The 17,209-nt window shown below is 43.0% G+C and carries 19 protein-coding genes; 10 read left to right on the top strand and 9 right to left on the bottom strand.

All coding sequences use genetic code 11. The features are described 5' to 3' along the window. Positions 1 to 129 precede the first annotated feature (129 nt). From dxs to V7K97_RS26100, 3 genes are all read right to left on the bottom strand, one after another. Positions 130 to 2,037 carry a 1-deoxy-D-xylulose-5-phosphate synthase gene (gene dxs / locus V7K97_RS26090; protein ID WP_334803884.1) on the bottom strand — a complete coding sequence of 636 codons (1,908 nt, stop codon included), beginning with the start codon at positions 2,035 to 2,037 and terminating at the stop codon, positions 130 to 132. A 523-nt stretch (positions 2,038 to 2,560) separates the two neighbouring features. Next, positions 2,561 to 3,007, bottom strand: a complete 447-nt coding sequence (locus tag V7K97_RS26095; protein ID WP_334803885.1) for a hypothetical protein — start codon at positions 3,005 to 3,007, stop codon at positions 2,561 to 2,563. Between the two features lie 528 nt (positions 3,008 to 3,535). Beyond that, on the bottom strand, positions 3,536 to 3,784 hold the full coding sequence (locus V7K97_RS26100) for a hypothetical protein (RefSeq protein WP_334803886.1): 249 nt from the start codon (positions 3,782 to 3,784) through the stop codon (positions 3,536 to 3,538). Positions 3,785 to 4,172: 388 nt separating this feature from the next. Here V7K97_RS26100 and V7K97_RS26105 point away from each other — a divergent pair, with 388 nt between their 5' ends. Both V7K97_RS26105 and V7K97_RS26110 read left to right on the top strand, forming a co-directional pair. Beyond that, complete coding sequence (locus V7K97_RS26105; RefSeq protein ID WP_334803887.1) at positions 4,173 to 4,523, top strand: hypothetical protein; 351 nt, start codon at positions 4,173 to 4,175, stop codon at positions 4,521 to 4,523. 150 nt (positions 4,524 to 4,673) lie between these two features. Further along, positions 4,674 to 4,856, top strand: a complete 183-nt coding sequence (locus V7K97_RS26110) for a hypothetical protein (RefSeq protein WP_334803888.1) — start codon at positions 4,674 to 4,676, stop codon at positions 4,854 to 4,856. Positions 4,857 to 4,931: 75 nt separating this feature from the next. Here V7K97_RS26110 and V7K97_RS26115 read toward each other — a convergent pair whose 3' ends face one another. Together V7K97_RS26115 and V7K97_RS26120 are read right to left on the bottom strand one after the other, a co-directional pair. After that, the gene (locus V7K97_RS26115; RefSeq protein WP_334799200.1) at positions 4,932 to 5,381 is read right to left on the bottom strand and encodes a P pilus assembly/Cpx signaling pathway, periplasmic inhibitor/zinc-resistance associated protein; all 450 of its coding nucleotides are present in this window, start codon (positions 5,379 to 5,381) and stop codon (positions 4,932 to 4,934) included. A 438-nt stretch (positions 5,382 to 5,819) separates the two neighbouring features. Next, complete coding sequence (locus tag V7K97_RS26120; RefSeq protein WP_334803889.1) at positions 5,820 to 6,272, bottom strand: Hsp20/alpha crystallin family protein; 453 nt, start codon at positions 6,270 to 6,272, stop codon at positions 5,820 to 5,822. Between the two features lie 466 nt (positions 6,273 to 6,738). On the opposite strand from V7K97_RS26120, the gene V7K97_RS26125 reads away from it, so the two are divergent. After that, positions 6,739 to 7,218, top strand: a complete 480-nt coding sequence (locus V7K97_RS26125) for a hypothetical protein (protein ID WP_334803890.1) — start codon at positions 6,739 to 6,741, stop codon at positions 7,216 to 7,218. Here the strand turns inward: V7K97_RS26125 and V7K97_RS26130 are convergent. Both V7K97_RS26130 and V7K97_RS26135 read right to left on the bottom strand, forming a co-directional pair. After that, on the bottom strand, positions 7,163 to 7,639 hold the full coding sequence (locus V7K97_RS26130; RefSeq protein WP_442938926.1) for a class I SAM-dependent methyltransferase: 477 nt from the start codon (positions 7,637 to 7,639) through the stop codon (positions 7,163 to 7,165). The genes V7K97_RS26125 and V7K97_RS26130 overlap by 56 nt on opposite strands. Next, positions 7,591 to 7,884, bottom strand: a complete 294-nt coding sequence (locus V7K97_RS26135) for a hypothetical protein (protein ID WP_334803891.1) — start codon at positions 7,882 to 7,884, stop codon at positions 7,591 to 7,593. The genes V7K97_RS26130 and V7K97_RS26135 overlap by 49 nt, the downstream gene beginning before the upstream one ends. Positions 7,885 to 7,936: 52 nt before the next feature. Between V7K97_RS26135 and V7K97_RS26140 the strand changes: the two genes are divergently transcribed. The 3 genes from V7K97_RS26140 (at position 7,937) to V7K97_RS26150 (ending at position 10,717) form a co-directional block, all read left to right on the top strand. After that, complete coding sequence (locus V7K97_RS26140; protein WP_334803892.1) at positions 7,937 to 8,800, top strand: class I SAM-dependent methyltransferase; 864 nt, start codon at positions 7,937 to 7,939, stop codon at positions 8,798 to 8,800. A gap of 63 nt (positions 8,801 to 8,863) precedes the next feature. Then, positions 8,864 to 9,925, top strand: coding sequence for a YncE family protein (locus tag V7K97_RS26145; RefSeq protein ID WP_334803893.1), 1,062 nt, complete (start codon positions 8,864 to 8,866; stop codon positions 9,923 to 9,925). A gap of 276 nt (positions 9,926 to 10,201) precedes the next feature. Continuing rightward, positions 10,202 to 10,717, top strand: a complete 516-nt coding sequence (locus V7K97_RS26150; RefSeq protein ID WP_334803951.1) for an RNA-guided endonuclease InsQ/TnpB family protein — start codon at positions 10,202 to 10,204, stop codon at positions 10,715 to 10,717. A 446-nt stretch (positions 10,718 to 11,163) separates the two neighbouring features. Here the strand turns inward: V7K97_RS26150 and V7K97_RS26155 are convergent, their stop codons facing one another. Further along, positions 11,164 to 12,819: a mechanosensitive ion channel gene (locus V7K97_RS26155; RefSeq protein WP_334803894.1), complete on the bottom strand. Its 1,656-nt coding sequence runs from the start codon at positions 12,817 to 12,819 to the stop codon at positions 11,164 to 11,166. Between the two features lie 222 nt (positions 12,820 to 13,041). Between V7K97_RS26155 and V7K97_RS26160 the strand changes: the two genes are divergently transcribed. After that, complete coding sequence (locus tag V7K97_RS26160; protein WP_334803895.1) at positions 13,042 to 13,485, top strand: SRPBCC family protein; 444 nt, start codon at positions 13,042 to 13,044, stop codon at positions 13,483 to 13,485. A 63-nt stretch (positions 13,486 to 13,548) separates the two neighbouring features. Here V7K97_RS26160 and V7K97_RS26165 read toward each other — a convergent pair whose 3' ends face one another. After that, positions 13,549 to 14,373 (bottom strand): SirB1 family protein, encoded by an 825-nt coding sequence (locus V7K97_RS26165; RefSeq protein ID WP_334803896.1) that lies wholly within the window; start codon positions 14,371 to 14,373, stop codon positions 13,549 to 13,551. A 531-nt stretch (positions 14,374 to 14,904) separates the two neighbouring features. On the opposite strand from V7K97_RS26165, the gene V7K97_RS26170 reads away from it, so the two are divergent. From V7K97_RS26170 to atpC, 3 genes are all read left to right on the top strand, one after another. Then, a complete protein-coding gene (locus tag V7K97_RS26170) occupies positions 14,905 to 14,991 on the top strand; it encodes a hypothetical protein (protein ID WP_334803952.1) in 87 nt (28 codons plus the stop codon). Positions 14,992 to 15,233: 242 nt separating this feature from the next. Next, positions 15,234 to 16,682, top strand: a complete 1,449-nt coding sequence (gene atpD, locus V7K97_RS26175; protein ID WP_334803897.1) for a F0F1 ATP synthase subunit beta — start codon at positions 15,234 to 15,236, stop codon at positions 16,680 to 16,682. Between the two features lie 95 nt (positions 16,683 to 16,777). Then, on the top strand, positions 16,778 to 17,191 hold the full coding sequence (gene atpC, locus V7K97_RS26180) for an ATP synthase F1 subunit epsilon (RefSeq protein ID WP_334803898.1): 414 nt from the start codon (positions 16,778 to 16,780) through the stop codon (positions 17,189 to 17,191). Positions 17,192 to 17,209 lie beyond the last annotated feature (18 nt).

The following is a 17,209-nucleotide window of genomic DNA, read 5'->3' on the forward strand; positions in this document are numbered from 1 at the left end:
AGTATTTGTAGGGTGCGTTATGACTTGAGTCTAACGCACCAAACCCTTGAAAATGGTGCCGTACTCTCGGCGATAACACACCCTACGTGTTGTTCAAAAATCAAATAGTAATCCTATACAAAGAATTAACTAAACCACAGCAGATACTTGCTGCTTAAAGAAAGCTTGCAACACTTTCTCTGCTATTTGATCGCTAGTTAAGCCTAGTTCTGTCTTAGATTCATTGGGTTCAGCATGATCTACCAATACATCTGGTACACCGAATCGCTTGACAGGAACTAGTATATCTGCATCCAGTAAAGCTTCAGCGATCGCACTACCAAACCCACCCATCACACAGCCTTCTTCTAAAGTGACAACCCTGCCAATTTTTTTAGCTAAAGGCAAAATCAACTCGGTATCCAAAGGCTTAACGAAACGGGCATTAATTACAGTTGCTTCAATGCCATGTTCGCTGAGAATTTCCGCAGCTTGCATTCCTGGATAAACCATTGTGCCATAGCCGACGATTAACACGTCATCGCCTGTACGCAGAATTTCGCCTTTACCGATTTCCAAAGGTTCCCAACCTTCTTCCATCAAGGGAACGCCGTAGCCATTGCCACGAGGATAACGCATGGCGATCGGCCCACTGGTATGGTTAACACCAGTTACTATCATACTTTGCAGTTCTGCTTCGTCTTTGGGTGCCATTATTGCTATGTTGGGAATGCAACGCATATAGGCAATGTCATACATACCTTGGTGGGTGGGTCCATCAGCACCAACAATTCCTGCCCTGTCCAAGCAGAAGAATACTGGCAGGTTTTGAATGCAGACATCATGAATTATCTGGTCGTAGGCGCGTTGTAAGAAGGTAGAATAAATAACAGCAACGGGGCGCATCCCTTGGGTTGCAAGTCCTGCTGCTAGGGTAATTGCGTGTTGTTCAGCAATGCCAACATCAACATATTGATTGGGCAGTTTTGCTTGGAGTTTATCTAAGCCTGTCCCCGTTGCCATAGCCGCAGTAATGCCGATGATTTTCGGGTTTTGTTCGGCAAGTTTCACTAGAGTATGAGAAAAGACTTTGGCATAAGCTGGGGGTTTAGGTTTACTAGAAGGAATGGCTTTACCAGTTGCTACGTTGAAGGGGCTTTGGGCGTGGTAGCCAACTTGATCTAGTTCGGCAATTTCATAGCCTTTGCCCTTGACTGTTGCTACGTGTACCAAGACTGGGCCTGGTATCTCATGTGCTTGTTGGAAGGTGGCAATTAATTCTTCGAGATTATGCCCATCCACTGGTCCAATGTAGGTAAAGCCAAGTTCTTCAAAAACTGCGCCTACTTTGGGAACAGCCAAGCGCTTCATCCCTTCTTTGATGCGTCCGAGTTCGGGAGACAGGGATTCACCCACGAAGGGAATTTGCTTCAACTGTTCCTCAAGATTATCTTTAATAAATTGCACCGGTTGGCTGAGGCGCATTTTGTTAAGATAGCGGGGAATCGCGCCGACGTTGCGAGATATAGACATGTCGTTGTCGTTGAGAACAACTAACAGATTAGTTTTCGGCATGTGTCCGGCATGGTTGATGGCTTCTAAAGCCATACCTCCAGTTAGTGCCCCATCGCCAATCACAGCAACGGCTTTAAATTTTTCCCCTTTTAAGTCTCGCGCTAAAGCCATACCTAATGCGGCTGAAATACTTGTAGAAGCGTGTCCAGCCCCAAAGTGGTCAAATTTGTTTTCACTGCGTTTGAGATAACCTGCAACTCCGTCCTTTTGTCTGAGGGTGTGGAAGCGATCGTAGCGTCCTGTAAGCAGTTTATGGGGATAAGCCTGGTGTCCTACATCCCAAATTACTTTATCCCGATCTAAGTCCAGTGTTTGGTAAAGTCCTAGTGTTAATTCGACAACACCCAACCCTGGCCCTAAGTGTCCACCATTAACTGCTACTGTTTGGAGATGCTTATCTCGAATCTGACGGGCAATCTGTTGCAGTTGGCGAACAGATAAACCGTGCAACTGATTAGGATGGGTGATTTCGCTCAGATGCATATTATAAGGTTTTCCTCTCTAACTTCGAGTTTCGGTATTTTGATTTTCCCACGGTCGGGTTGTCCACAGAATCAAACTCTTACATTGTTACTAAGTTGTAGTGGAAAGTATAACTTCTTAATTGATAATGGTGAAAAATTTGTCATCCATTCACAATTCGTCAAATCAGGTTACAATCAGTTAAAGTTATAACACATTTGTCAATTAGTGATGCTACTTAAAAATAGTCTGTAGTCGGTATAGAAAAACAAGTTTTCATGAAGCAAGCTGCGGAAGTTTCCTAAGTAAATTACTCACTTTTGCCTTTTAAAGTTAGTACAAAAGAAAGTTAAATATCTCATTTCTAACTATATATCTAGCATAATTACTGGGAAATATTTAACAATAGTTTCTTCTATTCTTCGGTAACAGCAGCTAATTTTGTGAGCGATCGCAACTAAACAAAAATATCCCCGACAACTTTTACGAAGTCGGGGATCTGCGGGTTAAAATTCTCACCAAATAGAATTTCTATATCTATTCTCTATTTACCAAAAGCATCCTTGATGTTATCAACAGTGCGTTCAACAGCATTTTTGGTTTTATCTACTGCTTTTTGAGTCCGATCTGCATCTTCGTTTGCTCTTTTCTGAATTGTCGCCGCATCTCTCTTGGCTTTGCGCTCAAAAAAGCTACCATTGTCTGATGCTTGGTCAACTTTATTGGCATTACTCTTAGCAGCTTGCTTAACTTTATCTGCCGCATCTTGGATGAAATTCTTGGCTCGTCCAGCATCTTCACTGGCTTTTTCTTGAACCCGATCGCCTGCGTCTGATGATGCGATCAAGGTTGCAGCCGGATCAGCCATTGCTGAGGTGTTCGAGAAAAATGCACCTTGCCAAAGGAAAGCGATCGCTAACATACAAAACAGTGTTGTAGCCATCCAGCGTTTTACTGTGGAAAGCTGTTTGGTAACATAGTTCAATTTCATAGAATACAATCTCGTTGTGATTTAGTATACTATTTTTACTTCATTTGGCTGATTAGCCATATCGATCTCTAGATAGAAGTTTTTGCGTCATTAGTTATTAAATAAATTCACTATTTTGATAGATTGAAAAAGGACTGGGGACACTTCGACAAGCTCAGTGCATCGCTGGGGACTGGGAAAACTTGGAAGGGGATTCAGACATCAACCAAGTTTTGTAGGACTTACGCATTGACAGAGACAGCCAACTGTGAATAACCTCTCGTTCCTGGGCTGCTGCCTTGTAATGCTCTTGTGGTGGGCTGCTGCCTCCCGTCAAACAAGCAGGCAGCGCAAGACTTTTAGTTTAATAACTGGACTTTAGACTAAGAAGCACAAAATAACTCAGAGAAGCTGAGTTGAGAAGAAGCAAAGCAAAAAAGTAGAAAAATCACAAATTAAGCGGTTTTTGGTGCGGGTTTACGTGGAGTACTAGTACGCTTTTTAACTAACTGAACTACCCCACAGATTTATCCGTGGGGTAGTTCACACTTATTCTCTGTTAAACAGATTTTCAGAGTCTTGGATCATTCCACCGAAGCCTTTGTTAACTTCAGTATTGATCTCGTTATTGATAACTTGGTCAACTTCTGTGTTTAGCATTTGCTCAAATCCCTCAGCGCCAGGAACGTGAGAAGCTACACCGTCAAAAATTGGGTTGATCAGGTTATCTGCGGTTGTGTCGATGGCTGCATCAACGCCGAACTCCCCTGCTTGCTCTGGAAAATTTGGATCTGACATTTGACTCAACTCCCTTTTGAAAATAAGTAATAATTGGCCTATAGTAAAGTCAAAGAGTCCTCAACAGTCAATAACTGTTGACTATTGACCACTAACTATTGTTTGTAATTAACTTTACTTTCGCCAATGTATCTATCATAGGGGTGAAAAATCCGGGTTAGACCAAGCCCCAAAGCTAACGCGAATTGGGTAATTCTCTTGTTCAGGGGTGCAATCGCTCTAATTCAAGCGAGGATAATTTACCAGCGATGCCCAACTCTTAGAGACGCTCCGCGTAGCTTGCTTCCCCTCCGGGGTACGGCGCAGGCTCAGGGTAAGACCTACGGCGGTAAACTACGCCCCACCCCATCAAATGGGAACCCTATTAATAGTTGTGTTCCCCAACATCATGAAAATCCTGAATTTCCTCAAACCCAAACCAGCACAGCCAACAATTGACAGTTACGGGCAACAAGGCTGCGGCGTTAGCCAAGAGCAAATTCAATCGCTGATGGAATGGCTATTTGCAAGTCTGCTGAATGCTGGGTACTTTGGCAGGTCACATTTAATTTGGTACAACAGCGACAACCCAGACCCCAGTGTAGAGAAGGTAATCAAGAAAGCTATGTACTCTTGTGAGCCAGTTTTTCTGTATCGCTGTGGTGGTAGAACAATGCCGCCCCAGGGCTACTACTGGCGGATGATGGACGAACACCCATCAATGAAGATTTATCAACTCCAAGTTAGGGATGGGGAGTGATGGGGCGCTTAGTGACTTTAGTCATGTTTAAGTGGTGACATTTGCTAGATATCTTTTCTTGATTATGCAGAATATATTGGCAATATACAATTTCCGAAATCTGTGCCACTAGCCTTGTATTCCAAATCAATAAATATATGGGTTAATATCATGTCTCACAACCACGGACAAAATCACGGACACAACCACGGACACAACCACGGACAAAATCACGGACACAACCACGGACAAAATCACCACCATCAAGAAGGTCATCGTCGTGAGTTAGAGTACTACGAACCACGTCACCACCACAAAGGTATCCTACAAAGAATTTTGAGATTTTTCTGGTAAACGGTTTGGGATTAATACGTCCTTGTCAAATCCCCTAAATTTATTTATGGGGATTATCTTTTTACTTTTTACTTCTTACTGATGCTGTTGCTGCCATTGTGCGCGTTGCTGTTCGAGTTGCTGCCTCTGTTCGGGAGTGAAAACAGAGTCCATCTTCGCTTTTTGCGCTGTTATAATCTGCTTGATTTGAGCCTTTTGACTGTCAGTTAGATTTAGAGATTTCATGACATCACGACGATTAGTATGTTGCCCTTGTTGATGCTGTGTTCTTGCTGCTTTCAGCTGTGCAAGTTGTTGTGGTGTATAAACACCTTCGATTTGCTGCCTGCTATCTTTTTCAATTTGACGCAGCTGTTGTTTTTGCGCGTCAGTCAGATTTAATTTTGCCCAGCGACCGCCTTCTTTTTTGTGAGAATTTTGTTGAGCTTGTGCTAGCAATGGCTGTCCATTATGAATCGCATCTGCTTTAACAATAAAGGGAACTGCTACAACACTTACTGCTACAAGACTTGCAAGAACAGACATGAACTTATTAAGTTTCATCATACTTTAGAGGTAAATTTGCTTTTTGTGTATGTCATCATCATAGGAATCTATGATCAAAACTGAATGAGCTAAAAGTCATGATTTATACTATGACCTTTGTAATAGTGGCGCATGGGAAGGTTAGGAAACCCACCAGTTTCCAATGCTCGGGTTGGGAGTGAAATTCTTGGTAGCCATAGCGTTGTTTGATTAACACTGGCGACGCTCCTGTTGAATTCACCAGCCGTTTAGAGACAGTATTAGGCAAAGTAATTTGATTGCGTAGGCGTAGCCAGTCGGAGACATCGCTCTTTATTCTTAGAGGAAAATTTCTGAGCGATCGCTCCCTCACAGGCAATTGCTACAAAAGAGCTTGGTCATCTCATAACCAAGCTCTTAACTATCTCAATCAATTATTGGAGGATTCGTAGTTTCGCACTATGCAGCAGGTTGTTCCAGATTAACTTTGACAACTTTGTTCTTTTCTTGCTCAGTTTTTGGCAGTGTCAAATTCAAAATGCCGTCTTTATAATCTGCGGTGACATTAGCATTTTGAACCCTAGCAGATAAAGGAATTACACGTTGGAATTTACCATAGTAAAATTCGCTCTTGGTAGTGCCATTGTTTTCGGTTTTAGTTTCAGACTTGCGCTCACCGCTAATGTGAACAGCATCTTGGGTGACTTGAATATCTAGGTCTTTAGCTGACAGTCCTGGCAGTTCTACTTTGAGATGAATCGCATCATCAGTTTCGTGCAACTCAGCAGCAGGAACTTTGATAAAATCTCTGTCAAACCGTGCAGGTGCTACTCTGGTATCTCCAAGTAAGCCGTTGATGTGACGTTCTAAAGCGTTCAATTCTTGCCAGGGGTTGTAACGAACTAGTGCCATAACTCTTTCTCGCATTAATTAGTTCTTGTTTAATCGTTTTTGCACTTGGTTTAGTGCTTATGTATTCATAATAAGTATGGTTAAAACTTCTGTAAATTCGGTTCTCATCACCTAATAATATGGTGATTACCGCACTTAAGTAGAACTAAAAAAAGATTACGGTTTACTCTAATGTTGCGGTTCGGCAAACCAGAATAATAACTATTAATATCAATAATAATCAACCAACTATTCTGCTGTTGAAGAAGATAGTGCAGTTAGGCGATCGCATTCTTTGAAACCGGAACCGGAACAATAAACTATTGCGCCGTGGTATTCCTAAGACTTGAGGCTAGAATACCCATTCCTAAAGGCTAGGGGTGTTGACAGGGGATTTATGATTTTTGGCTCATGTCACCTGATAATTCAGGTTTTATAATTAAAGTTAAAGGGCTTAGAGTATTAAGCATAAATGAGGTTAAAGGCTGTGAAGAAAATAGTTGTTGCTGCAATATTCAGCTTCATCGCTGGCTCAACATCTTTACTTTTTACCCAAGCCGCTAAAGCTGATCCTATTGTTTCCTGTTATCCTGTTACTTACAACAGGGTGATCAAAGAATCGGCGGCGGATCATCCGCATGCTTATGCAGATGGTTATCGAGAAGGAGAACAAACCGCTCGGAATAGAGTTGCTTATAAACCTCGGGCTGTGGGAGGTGAATTTGCCCGTGGTTTTGAGGATGGGTACTTTAATCTACCTTATGCTGGGCAAGAGACTGTTGTACCGAAAACAATTGTACAACATACTGCTACTGTTTGTAACGGAGATGGTTATTATACCCCAGCACCTCCTTACCCTTACGTCTACAACCCTTATGCCATCTATGGGTCGCCCTATCCTACTTTTGGCATTAACTTCGGATTTGGAAGAGGGTTCTACGGAGGGAGACACTATGGAAGATGGTAGAGAGTGGTGAATATTGTGGGGGAATTGCTAACAAATCTGCAACTACATAGTTAACAGTCGAATCGGGAAATCGCTCTTGACACCAAGCGTAGATGCGAAGCAGCTTGTCGTCAGACATCGCTGTCGGTGAAATATCAAAAGCAGTTACTTCAAATCCCAGATTTGCTAAAGCTTCGGCATCATCTCCCAAGCCGCAACCAATGACTAGTGCCTTTTGCCCAGAAGCGAACAGTTGATGATTCGTCAACCAATCTTGTAGATAAGGGTGAGGAGTTAACTTTGCCCAAGGAATTTTTGCTGTATCACCTTTAGCTTTGGAATATAAAACTTCAAACCATGCCGATGGTTCTGATTTTTGTAAAGCAACGCTTGCTAACTGTTTGACATAAAATCGTAAATCTTCTCTTTGTTGTTCAAACATAAAAACCCATCACTGACACTAATAACTTGAGGTAACTGATTTTGCGCTATAGCTACGCTGGGAGCGAGAGCAATTATACTAGCAAAAAATAGTTTGGTAATTTTCACTCCTAATAAAATTAAGGTATTATAATACACACTCTTACTGTCAGTTTTTATCTTGTGTTCCCGCAAAACTGGAGTGAGCGATGTCTGCGACAAACCCAACTCTTGGAGACGCTCTATGCGTTCGGGTAATGCACCCATTTATGAGAACACTATTTGTCCTATGCTAAAGCGGAAAGTAAAAACAACAGTTATGAAATTTGCACAAAATCTCACCCACCGCCAAGGCTTACTGAAAGCCTTGACTCTAGCAATCCTTGTATTGGCATCTGTAATGCCCCCAACTGTTCTAGCCAACGAAAGCGAAAAAGCGACATTCAACAGTACAACTACACTCCAAACCATACTAAAGAGCAGTCATCGCTCAGAGCCAAATCGCCTCCGAGACAAGTACCGCCACCCAGCCCAGACCCTCGAATTCTTCGGTCTGCGCCCAAATATGACCGTAGTTGAATTGTGGCCAGGGAACGGCTGGTATACTGAGATATTAGCCCCATTTCTAGCGGCAAAGGGACAACTCATAGTTACTAACTTTGCTCCTAGCACAAGTAAACCCGCTTTGGCTTTTCAAGAGAAACTAGCAGCTAATCCAGAGGTTTTTGGTAAGGTCAAAGTAGCCCAAATCAATCCCCCAAATGAACTTACCCTAGCCCCAGACAATTCTGTAGACTTAGTTCTTACCTTCCGCAATATTCACAACTGGGTTAAAGCTGGCTATGACGGGCAGGTTTATGCCGCAGCTTACAAAGCACTCAAACCAGGGGGCATCTTGGGAGTGGAAGAACACCGCGCCAAAGTGGGGACTTCTTTACAAGAGAGTATCAGAACTGGCTATATGTCTGAAGACGGGGTAATTGCTGCTGTGGAGAAAGCAGGCTTCAAATTGGTGGGCAAATCAGAAATTAACGCCAACCCAAAAGATACCAAGGACTATCCGGGCGGAGTTTGGACACTACCTCCAACCTTGAGCCAAGGTCAAAAGGACAGGCAACGCTTCCTCACCATTGGAGAGAGCGATCGTATGACTCTTAAGTTTGTCAAACCCAAAGCCCCCTAATTAGAAGATATAGGGTGCGATCGCTCTCTGCTCTAATACTTGTAACAAAAAAGGAATATATTTTTGAACACCATAATTAATCATAGGATTGGCACAGTTATTGCCTCTGTGTTAATCACTGGTTCTAGCTTGTGCTTTGACAATGCGGTAATTAGTGGCACATCACCAACTCCCAACTACCAAGTAGTCAAAAAAATTCCTCTGGGTGGAGAAGGAGGATGGGATTACCTGACATTGGATAGTGCTGCTCGTCGCCTATACATTACGCGCTCCACAAGGGTAATAGTATTAAATGTTGACACTGGGCTGGTTGTGGGGGAAATTGGTGATACTCCAGGAGTACATGGTGTTGCCATTGCCCCAGAATTGAATCGTGGTTTTACCAGTAATGGTAAGGCAGCAACAGCTACTATTTTCGATTTAAAGACACTAAAAGTTATAGGAAAAGTTAAAACTGGTTCTAACCCAGATGCCATCGTCTATGATTCTGTGTCCCAAAAAGTGTTCACTTTTAACGGTTTGAGCAACTCAGCAACTGTTTTTGATGCTAAAACTACGAAAGTCTTGGGGACAATTGCCTTGGATGGTAAACCAGAATTTGCGGTGGCTGATGGCTTAGGGCGAATTGACGTGAACTTAGAGGACAAAAGCGAAATCGTAGCCATAAATGCTAGTAACCTCAAAGTTGAGAAACATTCTCCGCTCAAACCTTGCTCAGAACCAACTGGAATCGATATAGATCAAGAGCATCGGCGGTTGTTTATTGGTTGTAGAAACCAAATCATGACTGTAGTGGATGCAAACACTCTCAGTATGAAAGCGACACTGCCAATTGGTAAGGGGACAGATGCGATCGCTTATGACCCAGTGACTAGATTAGCTTTCAGCTCCAACGGCTCAGGTTCGCTGACAGTTGTACATGAGGACTCTGCCGACAAATTTAGTATTGTGAATAACGTCGTCACCGAGCCGGGAGCGCGGACAATGGCGTTAGATTTGAAGACGCATAAGTTATATTTGGCTACAGCTAAGTTTCAAGCAACGTCTACCCCCGTCCCAGGACAGGTGCGATCTAGACCTTCTATTATCCCTGGTACTTTTGTGATTCTGGTTTTAGGAGATTGACTTTGCTGCGCTCATGGAGTGAGTGTCTAGCACATTCCGTACTTCAAAATGTCATACCTTAATACTTCAATAAATCCTACAAAACATCATTGTTTCGATTAAGTATTAACACTATCTGCAAAATTATGTGCTTGGTTGATAAAATCCATTTTTTAGCTTGAACAGTAGAAGCCCCACACTCACGCTTACGGAGTGTGGGATGAATACGAGGTAAAAACTCAACATCATTTTTATTAATTTTATGCGTAGCAAAAAGTTAGTTCAGATAATGAGAGAATAGTCGCACCTAAATTTTTACGTCAAGCTGAGAGAAAACTAAAATCAGCACAACGTAGAGTTTCTAGAAGGAAGAAAGGATCTAACAGACGTAAAAAAGCTATTAAAAAATTAAGGAAACAACATAAAAAAGTATGTGACACTAGAAAAGATTTTCATTTTAAAACTGCTAATAACTTGCTCAAAAAATATGATGTAGTCGCAGTAGAAAAACTAAATATCAAAGGACTCACTCAAACATGGTTATCTAAAAGTATTAATGACGCAGCTTGGGGACAATTTATAACAATACTAATAAACAAAGCCGAAAATGCTGGTTTAAAAGTGATAGCTATAAACCCAAGAGGTACTAGCCAAAAGTGTTCTAGCTGTGGGACTAAGGTAAAGAAACCTCTGTCAGAAAGAATACACAATTGTCCTAATTGTAAAATTAGTTTGTGTAGGGATCTAAACGCAAGTATAAATATAAAGAATCGTGGGACACACGATCTTAAAGCTCAACTAATGTCTTCATAGAAGAGTCGTTGAGAAGCCCACACTCACCCGTTCGCGTAGCGTCTCGCAGAGAAGGGGAGTGTGTGGAGTATGTCACTAACCTTTCATTTCTGGTGTGAAGTGTTTGCTCCAGTTTCTCTTTCTAAAACTGATAATCACCTCAGCATTAATAATGAATTTACTTGCGAATTTTTTAAAGAGATAGTAATCGGTTTATATCTTTTGTGTATGTTAATTTAAAAAATATTCTGGAAACGAGATTGTGCGACTCTTAACCTGGAACTTCAACCTCAGAACTCGGAACTTGAGTGTAGAACTTGAAACGTCAAGTTTTACACTTAAACTCCGAGCTTCTAAACTCTAATTTTCAACCTTTTAAGCACAATTGCCGATAGATTTTTTTGACTATTGATGCTTGGGGCTGCACTTCCCGAGATTTACAAAGGAAATTGCACCTTCGTCAACTTTTAGTTTCTACCTTTGAAAGAGTTTAGCCATTCTTGAACTTGCTCTCGTGCAATATCGCGTCCCCCAAGACCAAAGGCTAGGGCAATAGCAACTGCGATCGCACCTAATAAAAGTCCAAAGGCTAAATTCACAATATCACTAGCAACGCCAATCTGTTGCAGTGCCATTGCCGAGACTAAACCAATGATGGCAATCCGCGCCACCTGACCCAAAATCTGGGCTTGGCGATCGCCGGAACTGGTAATGATGTTAAAAGCCAGATTTGCCAGAAATAAGCCAATGGCAAAGATTACCAATCCCGCCAAAATCCGCCCGAATACAATCACAATACCAGACACTAATGCTGTCAGGGCGGGAATATTCAAGATATTCACCGCCGCCACCGTTGCAAACAACATGATACCCACTAAGGCAACAATGCCTGCAATTTCCGATGGAGTGCGGCTGGGAGTCTGGGGGGTTGTTGATTCTGTGGAAATTACGATTCGTCTACTGGGTGTTGTCAGACCCAAAATAGTGAAAATGTTATTAAAGCCTAAATTGGTGAGGATACTTGTCACCAAATCCGCGACAAACCGCCCGATGAAATAGGCCACAATCAAAATTGCTACGGCTGTAAAGATGGCAGGTAGGGCGTTGAGAACCTGTTGCAGCATGGCGATCGCAGGTATTGATATCGCATCAATTCGCAAAGCATTGAGGGCTGCGATCGCTACAGGAATCAAAATCAAAACATAGACAACTGTGCCGAGAATACTCGACAGAGGTTGCACCCCCGCACTTGCAGATAATCCCAACCGACTACCTAAATGGTCGATACCAGTTGTCGCCAGCAAGTTCGTCACAATCCGCCGTACTACATTAGCGATGAACCAGCCAACTACAGCAATTAAAGCCGCCGCTAAAATGTTCGGCAGAACTAGCAGAACTTGGGTAATTAGAGCTTGTACTGGTTGTAGAGCCTGTCTCAGTCCGAGAGTATCTAAAACTGGGGCGAGAAACAGTAAAAATATAAACCAATACAGAGCATTGCCAATGGTCTCACTCAGAGACAACTGATTGAGGCTAGGTACTGTGTCTTCTGGTTCTGGATTCAAACGCTCATCCAGATTGAATGCCTGTAATGAGCGCACAGTGATAATCTTGACAATGGTCGCTAAAAACCAAGCAGCTGCCAAAAGGATTCCCGCACCAACCAACTTTGGCAAAAAGCCAATAAGTTGATCGAGAAAACTATTCAGGGGTCGAGAGGCTACCTCTAGATCCAATGTCTGTAAAACAGCTACCGCCGTCAACAGGATAATGCTCCAAAAGACTAAGCTGGAGATTAACTTCTCAACTTGGGGAACATCTTGACGACCCGTTACCCCTGCGGCAATGCGGTTATCGATGTTTGTGCGCTTGAGAACTCCTTGCGTTACTGCTGCTGCGATCGCTGCAATTAGCCAACCTACTAACAAAATTGCCACTGCCCCTAGTATACGAGGCGTAAACAGAATCAACTGTTGAACAATACCTTGCACATCAGCAATTCCTTGATTCACTGTTGGTTGTATCGGTTGCAGGCTGGGCGGTGATTGTGCCAAAAATTGCTGCACCCTTATGGGCAAATCAACTTCTATCACCTGGGTTATTCCTTGCCAAGTTGTGTTCATGGTTTTCGGGAATTATGCTTAAGTATTCGCCGCAAACACTGAGTCAGTGTTTTGCCTATCAATTTACCAGTAAACACATACATATATATCAATTCATTGGGCATTGGGCATGGGGGAGAATAACTCCTAACTCCAAACGTACAGACGCGATTAATCGCGTCTCTCCTAACTCCCCTAAATTTTGCGTTACTCTAATTGCAGCAACAGCACCAAAGATGTGGAATGTCCCAAGTTTTGTCACAATCGATTCAAATTAATGCTACAGCTACGGTGGTGGAGCGCTGTATTAGCGATTTAACTCTCATGCACCGTTGGCTCAATCCCGTCCTCCGTTGCGAACCTGTGGGCGAAGCTTGGAGTACCGATATCGGCAGTAAAAGCCGTTTTATCATTCAAATCCCTCTACTGAAACCCACCTTGAACAGCGTAGTTGTAGAACGACAACCCGGTTTGGTAGTCTGGGAATTTCAGGGATTTTTTCAAGGGCGCGATCGCTGGGAATGTCAACCCACGGAAAAGGGAACACTCTTACTCAACCGTTTTGAGTACGATATCCCTAACCCTTTAGTTAGTTGGGGCTTCAACACCTTTGCCGCATCTTGGACAAAAGAAGATATGCAAGCCCAACTGCGCCGCCTCAAACGAGTCGCAGAAGAACAACTATAATTCGTAATTCGTAATTCGTAATCGAGCATGATTATCCCCCTATCTCCCTCACCCCCCCACTTCCTACTCCCTACTCCCTAATTCGGTAAGTAACCGCCGAATCACAGCTGCATCGTGGGCATCAGGAACTTTTGTTAAATAATTTTGTAAGTCGTCTACGGCTTGGGGGTAGTAACCGAGTTGATAATAGATCAAACCACGATCGCGCATTTCTAAAGTTAAACCAGGAAACAGTAACAAAATTCGTTCAATTGCTGCTAGCGTTTTTTCTAACTCTTGCTGTTTCATATAAATAAATTTTAAATTTGTCAGCATCCGTGCCAAAAATTGCCGATTACCAACTACAGCTAAAAATTCTGGTTGCAGCATCACCGCTTGCTGATAAAGTTGAGAAAGCCGTTCCTCGCAATCTTGGGCAAATATTATTTCACCGCCATTGAAAGCATCCACAAAAATCTCTATATCTGGAATATCTGGGCGAATCAGAAAATGTCCTGGCATCCCCACACCCACCATCGGAAAATCAATCCGTCTAGCAACCTCCAGGTAAACCAACGCCAAGGTAATGGGAATCCCCAATCGGCGGTCAATTACATCATTGAAAAAGCTATTGCGGGGATCATAATAGTCAATTTTATTACCAGAAAACTTTAAATCATCGTAGAGATACTGATTAATACTTTGAACTATCCGCAAAGGATATCTTGAAGAAGGTAGACGTTCTTGTAACTCCCATGCCATTGTATCAAGGGCGTTGAGATATTCCTCTGGGTCTAGGTTGGGATATTCTTCTAGTGCAATATACAAAGCTGCCTTTGCTAAGTCAATGTGCTCGTCAGACTGCTGAATCTCCTGATAAAAATATTGTCGCGCTGACGAGAAATTCATAAGCTATTGTTCGGTGGAAGTGTGAGGATGAAGCCGCAGCTACGCCCAACTCAGGCATCGCGGCTTGCCTAAAAGCAGTTTTTTGTATCTATCTTTATCTTAGGGATATTCAGAAGTTTTAGAAATGTAGTTTGTACATAGCTTTCATAATGTGTATCTATTCAGGGTATAAAAATAGGTCAGTGTATATTTTCGATATTGACTAGAGTATAACTACAATCACCGCCAACTAACTTTTAGTGAATGCTGTATCTGCGATGTCTACGACGGGCTGCGCCTATGCAAAGGACATAACATAACACTTAGTTATATTACCATATATAACTTTACTATAATTTTATACAGTTTTTATATACTTATTATTAATCTAATAGCCTGAAAATCACTATACAAGCTTTATAGAATTAGGCTTTTGGCAGTTTGTCTGTTTTAGAAATATACAAATTACTCTTGTAAAATTCTGGTAAATTTAAGTAATAATACTTATATTTTTTAACTCCTGCAAGTAAGTCAGTTCCCGAACCTGGATCTATATTAGGTTTAATTGCATTCGGTGCTTGCGGTGCAACTTCGCTCCGAAAACGCAAACAACAGCACAAAGCCGCATTTAAAGCCTAAAATTCATTTTTAACCTATTTTGATAACTGCTGTGTCTGTTGTTGCAAGATCCAGCAGTTTTTGATTTTGAGTCTCCTAAGCAGTTTGGGAACCTAGCCTAATTTTGATCCCCAAGTCCCAGTCTTAAGGATCAATTTAAGGCGAAGGTGGGGGCGTTCAGTGCTAATCTGAAAGGTGACATTGCTTATTATTATGTCTTCTCCGACCTTATCTGAAATCTAGCTTCACTCATTAGGCGCAGCATGGTCACAACCGCAGAAAAAACAAACATTGGTTACATTACCCAAATCATTGGGCCAGTTGTAGACGTTAAATTTCCCGGCGGGAAATTGCCACAAATCTACAACGCTTTGAAAATCAAAGGCACCAACGAAGCTGGACAGGAAATCAACATCACCGTTGAAGTACAGCAACTGCTGGGCGACAACCAGGTGCGGACTGTGGCGATGAGTTCCACCGAAGGCTTAGTGCGCGGTTTTGAAGTCACCGATACAGGCGCTTCCATCAGCGTACCAGTTGGTAAAGCCACTTTGGGTCGGATTTTCAACGTCCTTGGCGAACCTGTGGACAACAGGGGTCCTGTAAATGCTGAGACAACTCTACCCATCCACCGCTCTGCTCCCAAATTCACCGACCTGGAAACCAAACCTTCAGTGTTTGAGACTGGGATTAAAGTTGTTGACCTTCTGACTCCCTATCGACGCGGTGGTAAGATTGGTCTATTCGGCGGTGCTGGTGTTGGTAAGACCGTGATCATGATGGAGTTGATCAACAACATCGCTACTCAGCACGGTGGAGTATCCGTTTTTGCTGGCGTGGGTGAGCGCACCCGTGAAGGCAATGACCTTTACAACGAAATGATCGAATCTGGGGTAATCAATAACGAGAGCCTCAATGATTCCAAAATTGCTCTTGTGTATGGTCAAATGAACGAGCCACCTGGAGCGAGAATGCGGGTTGGTCTGTCAGGATTGACAATGGCAGAATACTTCCGGGACGTGAGCAAGCAGGATGTGCTGTTGTTTATTGACAACATCTTCCGGTTCGTACAAGCAGGTTCGGAAGTATCGGCGCTACTAGGTCGGATGCCTTCTGCAGTAGGATATCAGCCTACACTGGGAACCGACGTGGGTGAATTGCAAGAGCGGATTACCTCGACTACAGAGGGTTCCATTACCTCCATTCAAGCAGTATACGTACCTGCGGATGACCTCACCGACCCCGCACCTGCTACCACCTTCGCCCACTTAGACGGTACAACAGTGCTGTCTCGCGGTTTGGCATCGAAGGGAATTTATCCCGCAGTTGACCCGCTTAATTCCACTTCCACCATGCTTCAGCCCAACATTGTTGGTGACGAACACTACAATACGGCACGGGCGGTGCAATCAACTCTGCAACGTTATAAAGAACTCCAAGACATTATCGCTATTCTTGGTCTAGATGAGTTGTCTGAAGATGACCGTCTCATCGTAGCGCGGGCCCGGAAAGTTGAGCGTTTCTTGTCTCAGCCGTTCTTTGTGGCAGAAGTATTCACCGGTTCTCCTGGTAAGTACGTGAAGTTGGAAGATACCATCAAAGGCTTCCAAAAAATTCTGTCTGGTGAGTTGGATGCTTTGCCAGAACAGGCTTTCTACTTGGTTGGCGATATTAACGAAGCGATCGCCAAAGCTGAAAAAATGAAGGGTTAGTCATTGGTCATTGGTCATTGGTCATTAGTTCAAGTGCTAATGGCTAATGGCTAATGGCTAATGGCTAATGGCTAAGGATAAAGGACAAAAGATAAATGACATTAACCGTTCGTGTAATTTCCCCAGATAAAACAGTATGGGATGCCCCAGCTGAAGAAGTCGTTTTGCCTAGCACTACTGGTCAACTAGGTATCCTAACTGGACACGCACCACTTTTGACCGCCCTGGATATTGGTGTGATGCGAGTCCGCGCCGCTAAAAATCAGAATTGGCAAGCGATCGCTCTTTCGGGTGGTTTTGCCGAAGTCGAAGAAAATGAAGTGACAATTCTGGTTAACGGCGCTGAACGTGGCGACAAAATTAACCTTGATGAAGCTCGTGCTGCTTACAACCAAGCAGAAGCAAGTCTGAATCAAGTTTCAGGAGACGATCGCCAAGCCCAAATCAAGGCAACCCAAGCCTTCAAACGCGCCCGCACTCGGTTTCAAGCGGCTGGCGGTTTGGTCTAAAATTTTACTTTCTATTTC

This window comes from Nostoc sp. (assembly GCF_036917815.1).
GTDB lineage: Bacteria > Cyanobacteriota > Cyanobacteriia > Cyanobacteriales > Nostocaceae > Nostoc.

Excerpts from the sequence above, each read along its gene's own strand:
- dxs (WP_334803884.1), bottom strand. The coding sequence starts at position 2,037 with ATGCATCTGAGCGAAATCACCCATCCTAATCAGTTGCACGGTTTATCT.
- V7K97_RS26140 (WP_334803892.1), top strand. The coding sequence starts at position 7,937 with ATGAAATTTGCACAAAATCTCACCCACCGCCAAGGCTTACTGAAAGCC.
- V7K97_RS26115 (WP_334799200.1), bottom strand. The coding sequence starts at position 5,381 with ATGTCTGTTCTTGCAAGTCTTGTAGCAGTAAGTGTTGTAGCAGTTCCC.
- V7K97_RS26135 (WP_334803891.1), bottom strand. The coding sequence starts at position 7,884 with ATGGGTGCATTACCCGAACGCATAGAGCGTCTCCAAGAGTTGGGTTTG.
- V7K97_RS26120 (WP_334803889.1), bottom strand. The coding sequence starts at position 6,272 with ATGGCACTAGTTCGTTACAACCCCTGGCAAGAATTGAACGCTTTAGAA.
- V7K97_RS26100 (WP_334803886.1), bottom strand. The coding sequence starts at position 3,784 with ATGTCAGATCCAAATTTTCCAGAGCAAGCAGGGGAGTTCGGCGTTGAT.
- atpD (WP_334803897.1), top strand. The coding sequence starts at position 15,234 with ATGGTCACAACCGCAGAAAAAACAAACATTGGTTACATTACCCAAATC.
- V7K97_RS26130 (WP_442938926.1), bottom strand. The coding sequence starts at position 7,639 with ATGTTTGAACAACAAAGAGAAGATTTACGATTTTATGTCAAACAGTTA.
- V7K97_RS26155 (WP_334803894.1), bottom strand. The coding sequence starts at position 12,819 with ATGAACACAACTTGGCAAGGAATAACCCAGGTGATAGAAGTTGATTTG.
- V7K97_RS26095 (WP_334803885.1), bottom strand. The coding sequence starts at position 3,007 with ATGAAATTGAACTATGTTACCAAACAGCTTTCCACAGTAAAACGCTGG.
- V7K97_RS26160 (WP_334803895.1), top strand. The coding sequence starts at position 13,042 with ATGTCCCAAGTTTTGTCACAATCGATTCAAATTAATGCTACAGCTACG.
- atpC (WP_334803898.1), top strand. The coding sequence starts at position 16,778 with ATGACATTAACCGTTCGTGTAATTTCCCCAGATAAAACAGTATGGGAT.
- V7K97_RS26105 (WP_334803887.1), top strand. The coding sequence starts at position 4,173 with ATGAAAATCCTGAATTTCCTCAAACCCAAACCAGCACAGCCAACAATT.
- V7K97_RS26165 (WP_334803896.1), bottom strand. The coding sequence starts at position 14,373 with ATGAATTTCTCGTCAGCGCGACAATATTTTTATCAGGAGATTCAGCAG.
- V7K97_RS26110 (WP_334803888.1), top strand. The coding sequence starts at position 4,674 with ATGTCTCACAACCACGGACAAAATCACGGACACAACCACGGACACAAC.